This is a genomic window from Clostridium fermenticellae (genome assembly GCF_003600355.1).
Taxonomy (GTDB): Bacteria; Bacillota; Clostridia; order Clostridiales; family Clostridiaceae; genus Clostridium_AV; species Clostridium_AV fermenticellae.
Map to the genome: position 1 here is coordinate 2,304,156 of NZ_CP032416.1, position 13,782 is coordinate 2,317,937.

The 13,782-nt window shown below is 30.0% G+C and carries 14 protein-coding genes; 1 reads left to right on the top strand and 13 read right to left on the bottom strand.

The window, feature by feature from the left end; all coding sequences use genetic code 11:
• The first annotated feature begins 177 nt into the window (after positions 1-177).
• Positions 178-1,248 carry a CotS family spore coat protein gene (locus D4Z93_RS10730; RefSeq protein ID WP_119973426.1) on the top strand — a complete coding sequence of 357 codons (1,071 nt, stop codon included), beginning with the start codon at positions 178-180 and terminating at the stop codon, positions 1,246-1,248.
• Positions 1,249-1,654: 406 nt separating this feature from the next.
• On the opposite strand, the gene ppdK is transcribed toward D4Z93_RS10730, so the two are convergent.
• The 13 genes from ppdK to D4Z93_RS10795 all read right to left on the bottom strand — a co-directional run bounded on the left by ppdK (position 1,655) and on the right by D4Z93_RS10795 (position 13,737).
• On the bottom strand, positions 1,655-4,285 hold the full coding sequence (ppdK, locus tag D4Z93_RS10735; protein ID WP_119973428.1) for a pyruvate, phosphate dikinase: 2,631 nt from the start codon (positions 4,283-4,285) through the stop codon (positions 1,655-1,657).
• 68 nt (positions 4,286-4,353) lie between these two features.
• Positions 4,354-4,995, bottom strand: a complete 642-nt coding sequence (gene ccpN / locus D4Z93_RS10740) for a transcriptional regulator CcpN (RefSeq protein ID WP_119973430.1) — start codon at positions 4,993-4,995, stop codon at positions 4,354-4,356.
• 247 nt (positions 4,996-5,242) lie between these two features.
• Positions 5,243-5,830, bottom strand: coding sequence for a DUF4342 domain-containing protein (locus tag D4Z93_RS10745; RefSeq protein ID WP_119973431.1), 588 nt, complete (start codon positions 5,828-5,830; stop codon positions 5,243-5,245).
• Between the two features lie 54 nt (positions 5,831-5,884).
• Positions 5,885-6,655, bottom strand: a complete 771-nt coding sequence (recO, locus tag D4Z93_RS10750; RefSeq protein WP_243106005.1) for a DNA repair protein RecO — start codon at positions 6,653-6,655, stop codon at positions 5,885-5,887.
• An 11-nt stretch (positions 6,656-6,666) separates the two neighbouring features.
• A complete protein-coding gene (gene era, locus D4Z93_RS10755; protein ID WP_119973435.1) occupies positions 6,667-7,551 on the bottom strand; it encodes a GTPase Era in 885 nt (294 codons plus the stop codon).
• 134 nt (positions 7,552-7,685) lie between these two features.
• On the bottom strand, positions 7,686-8,390 hold the full coding sequence (locus D4Z93_RS10760) for a diacylglycerol kinase (protein WP_119973437.1): 705 nt from the start codon (positions 8,388-8,390) through the stop codon (positions 7,686-7,688).
• 33 nt (positions 8,391-8,423) lie between these two features.
• Complete coding sequence (gene ybeY / locus D4Z93_RS10765; protein ID WP_119973438.1) at positions 8,424-8,924, bottom strand: rRNA maturation RNase YbeY; 501 nt, start codon at positions 8,922-8,924, stop codon at positions 8,424-8,426.
• An 11-nt stretch (positions 8,925-8,935) separates the two neighbouring features.
• Positions 8,936-11,053, bottom strand: a complete 2,118-nt coding sequence (locus tag D4Z93_RS10770; RefSeq protein ID WP_119973440.1) for an HD family phosphohydrolase — start codon at positions 11,051-11,053, stop codon at positions 8,936-8,938.
• A 44-nt stretch (positions 11,054-11,097) separates the two neighbouring features.
• A complete protein-coding gene (gene yqfD, locus D4Z93_RS10775; RefSeq protein ID WP_119973442.1) occupies positions 11,098-12,225 on the bottom strand; it encodes a sporulation protein YqfD in 1,128 nt (375 codons plus the stop codon).
• Positions 12,226-12,235: 10 nt separating this feature from the next.
• Complete coding sequence (gene yqfC / locus D4Z93_RS10780) at positions 12,236-12,520, bottom strand: sporulation protein YqfC (protein WP_119973444.1); 285 nt, start codon at positions 12,518-12,520, stop codon at positions 12,236-12,238.
• A gap of 92 nt (positions 12,521-12,612) precedes the next feature.
• A complete protein-coding gene (locus D4Z93_RS10785; RefSeq protein WP_119973446.1) occupies positions 12,613-13,059 on the bottom strand; it encodes a GatB/YqeY domain-containing protein in 447 nt (148 codons plus the stop codon).
• A gap of 27 nt (positions 13,060-13,086) precedes the next feature.
• Positions 13,087-13,263, bottom strand: coding sequence for a 30S ribosomal protein S21 (gene rpsU / locus D4Z93_RS10790; RefSeq protein ID WP_066618478.1), 177 nt, complete (start codon positions 13,261-13,263; stop codon positions 13,087-13,089).
• 129 nt (positions 13,264-13,392) lie between these two features.
• The gene (locus tag D4Z93_RS10795) at positions 13,393-13,737 is read right to left on the bottom strand and encodes a histidine triad nucleotide-binding protein (protein WP_119973448.1); all 345 of its coding nucleotides are present in this window, start codon (positions 13,735-13,737) and stop codon (positions 13,393-13,395) included.
• Positions 13,738-13,782 lie beyond the last annotated feature (45 nt).

Consider the following 13,782-nt stretch of genomic DNA (forward strand, 5'->3'; position numbering starts at 1 on the left):
ATCAATAAAAAATATTCTAATATTTAGATATTAATTATAATAACTTAATGAATAGATCCATCTATATTTTATGTAATTCTATACTAACAATAAAAATTCCTTTTTTAATATCAATGTATATTGTAAAAAGTTTTTTAATATTATTATAATAAAATAGCTTTTAAGGAGTGTTAATTAATGCCCTATTCAGTTAAGAAACACAACAATCATGATCTATTATCCGAAGAAAATGTAAAGAACTATGTACTCCCCCACTATAATCTTGAATATGCTGATATAAAAAGGGTTAAATTTAAAGATACAGATAAACAAAGAGCTGTTTATAAGATAAGTGATACAAATCAAAATTATTGTTTAAAAAAAGTTTATTTTTCAAAAGAAGATTTACTCTTTGTATATTCTGCTGTGGAATGGATATTTAGATATGACATAAACGTTCCAAGAATATTATCTACAAACACAAGCAGCAGATTTGTAAACTATAACAATATGTTATTTATATTAACACCATGGATAGATGGTGAAAAATGCGACTACGATAATAAAGAACAAATTCTATCCTCTATGTACAACCTGTCTCTTATCCACAGCAAATGTAAAAATTTTATTCCGATTAGTGGAAGTTATACGCGCAAAAATTTTAATGATATATACTCATCAATAAAAAAACATTTTGAACAAATTCTAAATTGTTCAAATTTGGCATTTAAATATAAGGATAGATTCTCAAAAGAATTTTTAGAACATTTTGATACAAATTTAAGTTTAGCTAAAGTATCACTTTTAACTGCAGCTTCTATCCATAACCAGAATCTAAGCACTTCTTTGTGTCATTTGGATTACGTAAATAAAAATATTATTTTCGACAAAAACAACAATATTTGGACAATTGACTTTGACAAATGCTCAATCGACTACTGTACTCATGATATATCATATGCTTTAAGACGATGCCTCAAAAGAGACAACACTGGTTGGGACATAAATCTAGCTATAGATTCACTTGAATCATATGAACATATTCAAAAATTAAATCTAGATGAATTTAAGTATATCTTATGTTATTTATCTTTTCCACAAAAATTTTGGAAATTATCGAGGGATTATTATAATAATATGAAAAAATGTAATCACAACTCTTTTCTTTACTTACTAAAGAATGCTGTTGAAAATGACACTAAACAATTAGAATTCTCATTAAAATTTACTAAATATATTGAGGGCAGATTTAATACAAAAATAATTTAAATGATATATTACTTTAATAAACAAAAGGTATCATATTTAAAATAATTTTCTTATTTTAAATATGATACCTTTTTATTTCTATAAAACTTATATAGGGTTTGTAATTCTAAGCTTAACTTATGCGCAGGTCGGAATTTCTAAAATTTAGGCACATAAAAAAATTTTGTAGTAAGTTTTAGCGAGGCGTTCTTGAAAATCTTAGTGGATTATATATGTCTGAGCAAAGCGAGTTTATATAATCCGCTTAGATTTTTATGAATGCAAGCTTAGACTTACTAGAAACTTTTTACGTGACGTATTTTGGAAATCCCGGCCGGAGCATAAGTTAAACTTTCATTTACAAACCCTATATTCTAGAATACTTAATATATAAAACTTTTTTAATTGTGCTTATGCCATTTATAGACTATCTTGGATTTTTCACCTGTGCCTGAGCAGCTGCAAGTCTTGCAACTGGAACTCTAAATGGTGAACAAGATACATATTTAAGACCAATATTGTGGCAAAATTCAACAGACGAAGGATCTCCGCCATGTTCCCCACAAATCCCAAGATCAATATCAGGTCTGGTTTTCCTACCCAATTCAACAGCCATTCTTACCAATTTTCCAACTCCAACTTGATCAATTCTCTGGAATGGATCAAATTCATATATTTTTTTATCATAATAGTCCTTTAAAAACTTACCAGCATCATCTCTTGAAAACCCAAATGTCATTTGCGTCAAATCATTTGTCCCAAATGAGAAGAATTCTGCTTCTTCTGCTATACTATCTGCTATAAGAGCTGCCCTAGGTACTTCTATCATAGTACCTACTTCATATTCCAGGCCTATATCTGATTCTTTTATTATTTTATCTGCAACCCTTACAACTATATCCTTTACAAACTTTAATTCTTTTACTTCTCCAACTAATGGAATCATAATTTCAGGTTTTATATCATAACCTTTTCTCTTCTTAACATCTATTGCGGCTTCTATTATAGCTCTTGTCTGCATTTCTGCTATTTCAGGATATGATACTGTAAGTCTACAACCTCTATGCCCCATCATTGGATTAAATTCATGAAGAGATGCCACCGTTGACTTTAACTCCTCAAAGGTTATTCCCATTTCTTTTGCAAGATTCTTTACATCTTCATCATCTGAAGGTAAAAATTCATGTAATGGTGGATCCAAAAACCTTATAGTTACTGGTTTTTCCTCCATTGCCTCATAAATTCCTATGAAATCTTCCCTTTGCATTGGAAGTATTTTTAAAAGGGCTTTTCTTCGCTGCTTTTCTGTCTTCGATACTATCATTTCCCTAACTGCCGGTATTCTGTCCTCATCAAAAAACATATGCTCTGTTCGGCAAAGACCTATTCCCTGTGCCCCGAATTTAACGGCCTGAGATGCATCTTTGGGAGTATCTGCATTTGTTCTTACATCTAAAACTTTTATTTCGTCAGCCCACTTCATAAATATACCAAAATATCCGCTGGTTTTAGGTTCTACAGTTTTTATAGCTTTCCCATAAATATTTCCCGTACTTCCATCAAGCGATATATAATCCCCCTCTTTGTACTTGTCTCCTGCTACTTCAAAAGTTTTCAATTCTTCATTTATATTTATATCGCCACAACCTGCTACGCAGCAAGTTCCCATACCTCTTGCAACAACTGCTGCATGAGAAGTCATTCCACCTCTTACAGTCAGTATACCTTCTGATGCCACCATTCCTTCTATGTCTTCAGGTGAAGTTTCCAATCTTACAAGTATTACTTTTTCACCTTTATCATGATGAAGTTTTGCTGACTCCGCAGTAAAATAAATTTTACCATATGCAGCACCGGGAGAAGCTGGAAGCCCTTTTGCTATTATTTTAGCTTTTCTAAGTTCTTCTTCATCAAAATTTGGGTGAAGAAGTGCATCCAATTGTTTAGGATCAACCTTAAGTATTGCTTCCTCTCTTGTTATAAGTCCTTCATTTACCATATCAACAGCTACCTTTAACGCAGCCTGAGCCGTCCTTTTACCATTTCTAGTCTGAAGAAAATATAATTTTCCCTGTTCTATAGTAAACTCCATATCCTGCATATCTTTATAATGTGTCTCCAACTTTTTAGCTATACTGACAAATTGTTCATAACATTCTGGCAAATCTTGTTTCAATTTAGTTATCACTTGAGGAGTTCTAATACCGGCTACGACATCTTCTCCCTGAGCATTTATCAAGTATTCTCCAAATATAGCATTTTCACCGTTAGCAGGATTTCTTGTAAAAGCAACTCCTGTACCAGATGTGTCTCCCATATTTCCAAATACCATTGATTGGACATTAACAGCAGTTCCCCAGTCTCCAGGTATATCATTCAATCTTCTATACACTATTGCCCTTGGATTATCCCATGACCTAAATACAGCTGTAACAGCCTCAATTAATTGCTTTTTAGGATCCTGTGGAAAATCTTTATGAATTTCATTTTTATAAAGTGTTTTAAATTTTTTTACAACATCCTTCAAATCCGATGCATTAAGTTCTGTATCAAACTTAACCCCTTTTACCTTTTTAAAACCATCAAGTATATCTTCAAATTTTCTCTTTTCAATTCCCATAACGACATCTGCAAACATCTGTATGAATCTTCTATAAGAATCATATGCGAATCTTTCATTATTAGTTAATTTTGCTAAAGTTTGAACTGTATCATCATTTAGTCCCAAATTTAATATTGTATCCATCATTCCAGGCATTGAAACTCTTGCTCCAGATCTTACTGAAACCAATAACGGATTTTCCATACTTCCAAACTTTTTATTAGTTAAATCTTCTAATTCATCCATTGCATTATAAATTTGTAAAAGTATATCTTCCCCTAATTTTTCTCCATCTTCGTAATATCTAGTACAAACTTCAGTCGTTACAGTAAATCCCTGTGGAACTGTTATCCCCAAATTAGTCATTTCTGCAAGGTTGGCACCTTTACCCCCAAGTAAGTTCCGCATACTTGCATTTCCCTCACGAAAAAGATAAACATATTTGTTGCCATTCATAAGAAAACATCCCCTTTGATTATTTTTTTATAAGTTAAAGTAAGGTAAAAGATATTATATCATTTACCTTACTTATTACTTCCCATTTTTACAAATAATCTCGTTACATTAGTTTTGGAAATCTTCCCAACAATCTTTAAAAATTCTTTACCATTATCTGATACTCTTTCAATTACTGGCAAACTATCAACTTCATGCTCTATTATTTTCTGTGCTGCGGAATATGCTACATCATCCTTTTCAACAAAGACTATATTGGGCATTCTCGTCATAATTATTCCCACAGGCACCTTATGCATATCGGTACCACCCATAGCCATCTTTAAGAAATCTTTTCTAGAAACAGCACCAGTAAGTGAGCCATCATTCTCAACAAACAGTGTACCTACATCGTTTAAAAATAAATGTACTATTGCATCATATACTGTGGTATTTTCGTCTACAATTACAGGCTTTGACATTATATCATTAACCTTTATGTTCCTTATATAATCATATACCAAACTATAAGAGGGTTTACGCGAATATATATATCCAACCTTAGGTTTTGCATCCAGAATACCCGTCATAGTCAGTATAGCCAGATCAGGTCTCAAGGCTGCTCTTGTAACGCTCAACTTAGATGCTAGTTTTTCACTTGTTATAGGCTCATGGTCTTTTACTAATTCTATTATCTGTTCCTGCCTAGATGTTAATTTAATAGTATTCACCCTCTTTCCTAAGTAAATTAACAGCATTTATTAATTCTGAATACATAATTTTTATGTCACTTAAAGTTATTATATCACTATATAGTAATAAATAGTATAAGGCTTTCCATTTTTAATATAATTTTAAAAAATGCATATAATCTTACTTAATACATTATTAAGACTAATTAATAAATGCTTCTAAATGGAGAAAAAACAAAAGTCAGTATAAAAACTATTCTACTGACTTTTATTTCAAAATATATTGTTAATCTTCCTTTTTTTCGTTATCTTTTTCGTCTATATCATCGAATTTAACTGTATATTTATAAGTATTTCCATCTCCAGTATGATTTTCGTCATCATGGTGAAATTTATCCTTTACATTTTCTTTAACGGAATTAGCTGCATCCATGACTTTATCTTTTACATCCTTGACATTTGAACTTATAGTTTTGTTTATAACTTCAACAGATCCATCGCTTTTAGTAATTTCTATAGTTATCCTTGTAACAACTGCAGTTAATATACCAATAGCAATAAGTGGAGGCCAAACTAGTGCTGTTAAACTAGCAGCTATTCCAGCATTAACAGGTATATCAACAACAACTTTGTCATCTTTCTTTATTCTTATCCTATTTACATTTCCTTTATCAACTATATCTTTTATCCAGCTTAAGAACTCATCCTTAGTCGTATATATATTATCCATTGTAGATTTCTCATTTTCTTCTATATAGATCAATGCATCTACAACATTACCATCGCAGGTTTCTAAAGCTTTTTTTGCTTCTGCATAACTTACATTTGTTCTCTCTCTTATAATATCAATTTTTTCTAATGTGATTTCGCTCATTTACTTCACTCCTTATTTACGAATTTTTAATATTTTTTATTTGTTATTAATCTATTATTTTAAGAAATTCGTCAAACTATTCAATGTATCCAAACTTCTAGGCTTTCTAAAATAACTCTGTTCAATAAAAATTTTTAAAACCTTATAAACTTCATTTTTTATGTTTCTCGATAAATTTAATTTGTATATGTTTTCTAATTGTACTCTATACAAATACTTAATAGTATTATATGTTGCAAAGTCAACATAAGCGCCATTATATTTGCTACAATCTTTGCACACTCCTCCAAAATACTGGAAATTTATATAATTTGACGAATTAATTTTTTTCCTGCAAATACAACAATTTTCCAGATTAAGAGCATATCCCGTATGCTTTAGAATCTTTATCTCGAAAGTCCTTGCCAGAATTTCTACATCAACTGCTTTATTTCTGAGTAAATAAAATGCTGTAACAAGATATCTAAATAATTGGTAGTTACTTTCCTCATCACTCATTGATATATCTATGAGTTCACAAAAATAAGATGCATATGTAATCAAATCCAGATCTTGTAACAAATCTTGAAATGAGTCTATAATAAAACTATCATTTATTACATAAAAATTTCTACCCTTGTGAACTATATAATCTCCATAACAAAATTGTAATGTAGTTGAAAAAAGTTTACTTTTAGACTTTTTTGACCCTTTTGCTATTGTAGAAATTTTCCCTAGCTTTTCACTAAATAACCACACAAGTTTATCCTTCTCTTTTATATCCTGGGTTTTAATTACCAATGCTCTCGTTTTTATTACAGACAGAAAAACACCCCACTTTTTGATAAATATTCATGCTATTGTTTGTAGCCTAGTTCCTTTAAAATACTAGGATTATCTCTCCATTCTTTCTTTACCTTTACCCATAGTTTAAGATAAACTTTTTCATTTAAAAATTTTTCTATATCATATTTAGAATATGATGTTATCTTCTTTAGCATAGACGCACCTTTACCTATTATTATTCCCTTATGTGAATCCTTTTCACACATTAAAGTTGCTTCTATATTATACACACCCTGCTTATCTTTTTTCATAGATATTATATCAACCGCTATACCATGAGGAACTTCCTGTGAAAGAAGCCTCAATGCTTTTTCCCTTATAATCTCTGATACTATAAACCTTTCCTGTTTATCTGTTATCATATCCTCTGGATAATATTTAGGACCTTCCGGCAAATACTTCACAATAAGCTTTTTTAGTTCATCCACATTTTTCCCCTTAATAGCTGATATGGGTATATATTCAGTAAAATTAAATTGATTGGCATAATTCGACAAAGATTTTGCAACATTTTCTCTAGTATTTTCATCTATTTTATTTATAACTAAAAAAACAGGTACTTTACAATTTTTGAGTTGTTCTAGAATGAACATATCTCCCTTTCCTATCTCTCTGTCAGGTGTAGTCAGAAATAGTACAATGTCAACTTCTTTTATCGAATCTTCAGCAACCTTTATCATATATTCTCCAAGTTTATGTTTTGGTTTATGGATACCAGGAGTATCAACAAACACTATTTGATAATCATTCTCTGTCAAAATAGTCTGTATGTTGTTTCTAGTTGTTTGAGGTCTACAAGAAACTATAGATAATTTTTCACCTAATATAGCATTCATCAATGTCGATTTTCCGACATTAGGTCTTCCTATTATTGTTATAAATCCAGATTTAAACATGCAATTTCTCCTTATATTCGCAAATCTATTTAAGAAATATATCATTATCTTAAGATGATAAAACTTATATTCCTGCTTATTGTAAGTAAATTATAGCATTAATTTAATATATTGCAACAATTATATTTTTGCACCTATTTGATATAAAATACTATAAATAAAAAAACAGTAATCAAAATTCCAAACACAGCTCCAACAAAAACTTCAAATATCGAGTGAACTTTTGAATCGACCCTACTTTGTGCAACTATAAATGCTAAAATATAACTTAGTGTGACAATTGCAGGATCTCCTGTAATAAGAGATATCATTGTAGCTATTGAAAAAGCTATTGTACTGTGTCCGCTTGGCATACCACCCTTTAGTGGAGTTCCTTCACCAAATATAGCTTTTATAACTATAGTCGCAATACAAACAATTACCAGCATTATAAAAATTGCATATGGATTTGTATTTTTAACCTTTTTTATCATTAAAAAATTTATATATTTTAATTTATCCCAAAATATAACGTAACCTACCAGTACTGAATTTATAGCAGTAATAAGTACTCCCCCAGCTGCAACATTTTTAGCAAGTTTAACAAGTGGATGATAAAAATTTGCCGTAGCATCAGCCACAAATTCAATAGCTGTATTCATAAGCTCTGCCATTATTACCATGCTTATTGAAATTGTTATAATTAATAGTTCCATTTTACTCAAATCATAAAAAAAACAAAGAGTTAAAACAACAAGTGCCGCAATCATATGTATCTTCATATTTCTCTGCGTTCTAACTGAATATATTATGCCTTCAATGGCATAATTAAAACTATCCCATAATTTTTTAACCTTCATATTATTCTCCAATTTGAAAATATAGAAATTCAATTATCTGATTATTTTAAATTCTTCAAGTATCTCTTCTTCTCTTTTTCTCATAATAATCTTTTCATTTTTCTCCATATGATCGTATCCAAGTAGATGAAGTACTGAATGTACCGTTAAATATAGTACTTCTCTTTCAAAAGTGTGATCAAACTCTATACTTTGCTCTTTTGCTTTTTCAAGTGATATTACTATATCTCCAAGTATAAGATTCCCATCATCCAGATCTGAAGCCTCAAATTGATTATCATTATACACATCTTTGAATATATTACTGGTACCATAATCAAGCATTGGAAATGAAAGTACATCTGTAGCTGAATCTATATCTCTATTCTCCTTATTTATTTCACGTATACTCTCGTTGTCAACAAACAAAACACTTACTTCACATGGCACTTTAACACCTTCAGCTTTAAGTGCATATTCTATAATGTCTTTCATATATCCTTTCAGTTTATCTGCAACCTCTATCTTATTTTGTCTATTATCTATAAAAATCATAAGTATTCTCCTCAATAATTTTTAATTTTATCATAGGGCTCAATTTTTTTATTTTTGGCCTTTTTCCACTTATCTACTGGATACTCAATTCTATGGTGATATATGCCATCAAGAACTCTTAAAAATGCTTTTCTTATTTTAGCAATATCCTTAAGAGTTAAATCACATTCATCAAGTTCTCCTTCATTTAAAGTATTCTTTATAATGTTGTTTACCATTTCTTCTATCTTGCACTTTGTAGGTTCATTAATTGACCTTACTGCCGCCTCAACTTCGTCAGCAAGCATTATTATACCGGCTTCCTTAGTTTGAGGTATAGGCCCTTCATACCTGAAATTTTCTTCATTTACGCAATCAGGTCGTTCACTTGAATTCTTTGCAGTTATATAAAAATATTTAACAAGCGATGTACCATGATGTTGTCTTATAATATCACGTATAATTCCAGGGACATTATACTCTTTAGCCAGTTCATCACCATCTTTTACATGTGATATAATTATAAGTGCACTTAAGTTAGGTGTTATCTTATTATGTGGATTTTCCTTTCCATGTTGATTTTCTTTAAAGAAATATGGTCTCTTTACCTTTCCCACATCATGATAGTAGGCTGAAACTCTAGCAAGTACAGGATTCCCTCCTATCTCTTCCGCTGCAATCTCTGCAAGATTTCCAACCAAAATACTGTGATGATACGTACCAGGTGCTTCCATAAGCAGTCTCTTAAGCAGTGGATTATTAGGATTAGATAATTCTAACAGCTTTATCGTAGTTACAACATCGAATATATTTTCAAAAAACGGCAAAAGACCTATCGTAAGTATTCCTGATAATATACTGGCCACTGCCGCAAACAGCGTCTTTTGAAATATATCTGAGCTATTATTACTCAAAAGAAATCCCGTTGAAAAAGTAAATACACTATTTATTATTGCTATATACATTGAAGAATATAATATATCATTTCTCTGCTGCATTTTTTTTAATACTACAGAACCAACTATTGCATTTAACACTGCCAGCAGTGTTATTTCAACATTAAAATCAACAACACAACTTATTAACATTGAATTTAATATATTTATAATAAGAGAAACTCTGTCATTTACTAAAAGAGAAAACACCATCGGTATGCATGCAAGCGGTATTAAAAACGGTGATACGACAGATACACTTCTAGCTAATAATATTGATATACAACTCAATACACTCATCATTATGAGTGTATTTGTATTATTATAAATTTTATTATAATATTTATAAATATACATCCATTCAATAAACATAATTAATGCAGTGAAAATACACAAAAAGATGTATATATTTAATTCGGAATGTGAATTATCATTTAGCAGGCCCAAATTCTGTAAAGTCTCTATCTGGTATTTTGTAATAGGTTCTCCTTCCTTTACAATTATCTGATCCTTTTTTATCATAACCGGCTGAACCTTATGTGCTGCATCCCTTTTTAAATTCTCAGTTTTATCCTTATCATAAAAAAAGTTAGGTGTTATAAGTGAATATCCCAGATTTAATGATACATTTTTCAAATTTTTAGGTAATTTTGACTCATTTACTTTTAATAGTATAGATTCCTGAACCTTCTTTATGTCTTCCTGATTGTCTTTTTGACTACTATCACTTATATTATTATTATCATAAATATCAGCCATAACCTCACTCAAAAAATCCTGAACCGTTTTTAAATCATCTTTATTGCTCTTTATAAGTGTAGAATAATCCTCATCAGACAAACTTATATCTGCATTACTCTTTAACTTTTTAACCTTATCATTATCATTTCCCTGATCACTTTGCAGTTGATTTATCTCTGAAAAAAATACTGAAATTTTATCCAGGACTTCATTTTTAACTTCAATTTTTTTATTATACTGCAGTGGAACAGAATTAAGAGCTTGCTGTATCTTACTTTCAGTTGAAAATTCATCCTTAACTTCTCTAGGTGCCTTTATATCTAATTTTGCAATATCTCCTTCTTTCAAGTTATATTTTTTAATAACAATAGACGTTGCAAGCACAGAATAAATAAATAAAAAAGTGATAAAGAAAATTAAAATTCTATTTATCTTCTGTTTACCAAAGATTTTCTTAAGTGATAAATTAATCATTTCAACCACCTTTTAATGTACAAACATTAAAATCCTATTCTACTTCAATTAGCTGCATCCGAAATTGCTATATTTTCTTCTGCTATAACCAATACACTTACTTTATATGTAGTATCTTGTGCTTTATAATTGACCACTTTATTTTTAACCTGAATTGTTTTATCAAAATTTAAACATATCTTATTATAAAGCTCATCAGCTGTAGTATCTACTAATTTTTTAATATCATTATGAACAATAGTCTCTTTCACTTCATAATAGGTTTCAAAGTGTACAAATAATTTATTACATTCTATTCTATCATATTTCGCAAATTTGTTCTTAGATTTTTTTATATATATCTTCTTTTTACCTAGATAGAAATATACATCTTCATCTTTATTACCAGTTCTCTTTCTATCTACACTGTCAATCTTTACGCTTTTACTGTCCTCATAAAATGTTTTGCATATTACATCACCAGCAGAATGTACTTGATAAGTAGAATTTTCAGCACCTTGTTCGCCCTTTACAAGCAACTGCCCTTTTTTTACGATATCACCTTCTTTGACTACTGGAGTACCGGACTTTGTATATACACGCAAAACCTCTCCATCCTTTTTAGCGACCAAATTGCATGGTGTATCATCGTTTATAACTTTAGGAGGTGATTGTCTCTCCATTGCTGATACCTTTAAATTAGACCCTTCTATTCTAACTCTGGCCCACATTATATTATCATTGTCTTTTATAAGCTTATTTTCTATATCATATACATTTATATTTATTTTTCTTATTCCAGGTTTTATACCATAACTTACAAGCTCCTGCCTTATTTCATACGGTGTCAAATTTTTATCAACATTTATCTGTATTCCCCATATAAATGTTGATAAATAATAAATTATACATACAAATGATATTATTCCAACTATTAGAGCAATTCTTCTCTTCATTCTTATAATCAAAAAAGCAAATCCTTTTCTTCCAATTATTTTCATTTTACTATTGCTTCTATCACATATAGATTTTATCTTATAATAATCCTTTAAGTTAACAGTTATAACAATCGTAGTTAGATTTTTTCTAGTAATATTTCTAACGCAAACATTATTTTTCCACATAGCATTTATAAACTTTTCAGGTTTTAAAGATTGAATTTCTATAATTATAGTTCCATTTTTAAATTCCATAGAATTATATTTATCTCCCGGACTCATAAATTACGGATTTAAATTTTCCACCAATGACTATGGTGGTACCTCCCATAAATATTATTTCAAAATTGTTTCCATATATAGATACCAATCCAATACCTGAATTTACTTTAACCTGATTTTCTGAAAAAATAACAATACCCTTATGATTTTCAATTGTTATTTCACTATTTCCTGTAATTATTATTTTAGGAATATCCATGATAACATCTCTTGGCAAATCTAATTTACTTGAGATAATTTCCTTTGCCATATTCAAACTACTCTTCATTCCACAATCCCCCCAAAAACACTTTCATATTAATTTATGAAGAATAAATTTAATAAATGACAAATTAAAAAAGACTGAGATATCTCAGTCTTTTATTTATTCAAATATTGTTTTACAATTTGACTTACAAGTTTGCCATCTGCTCTACCCTTTGTCTTTGGTACAACAACTGCCATAACTTTTCCCATTGATTTTATGTCATTAGCACCCACTTCATCAACTGCTTGACGAACAATTCCGGAAATTTCCTCTTCACTTAACTGCTGAGGAAGGTAATCTAACAAGATTTCTATTTCAGCCTTTGCTGTATCAACTAAATCCTGTCTATTTCCTTTTTCAAACTCCAATATAGACTCACGTCTTTGTTTTACTTCTTTAGATAATATTTCAATAACTTTTTCATCATCTAAAGTTCCTTCGCCACTTTTTTCAGCTATTAATATAGCTGACCTTGCCATACTTATCGTATTAGCTTTAAATTTGTTCTTTGCTTTTAAAGCTTGCTTCCAATCTTCCTGCAGTCTTTCTTTAAGAGACATTATCTAGTACCTTCTTTCACAAGAACTCTATTTAAACTTTCTCTTTCTTGCAGCTTCAGATTTCTTTTTTCTCTTTACACTTGGTTTTTCATAGTGTTCTCTTTTTCTAACTTCTGAAAGAACACCAGCTCTAGCACATTTTCTTTTAAATCTTCTTAATGCACTTTCTATTGTTTCATTTTCTCCAACTCTTATTTCTGACATACTTATCCCTCCCTCCGCTAGCCAATTTAATTTTTCAAAAATTAAATGCAGCCAATGTGGGTCATATAACACACTAGATATTATACAACATATTTTTGTATAATGTCAATAAGTTGATCTCCTTAAATATTAGCCTGGTGGCCATTTAAGTAATCTTCCGCCAAGTAAATGAAAATGGACATGAGGAACTGACTGTCCTCCATTTTCTCCGCAATTACTAACTACTCTGTATCCATCCTTATCTATTCCAAGTTCTTTGGCTATTTTTTTAGCTATAATAAAGACATGAGCTATTATCTTTGAATCTTCTTCAGTAACAGCATTTAAACTCGATATATGTTTTTTAGGTATTATCAAAACATGTGCTGGAGCTGCAGGCTCTATGTCTTTAAAGCTTAATACCATATCATCCTCATATATTTTTTCTGATGGTATTTCACCATTGACTATCTTACAAAAAATACAATCTTGCATCATTTCACCTCCCTTAGATGTATAATATTCAATATAATAATCCAA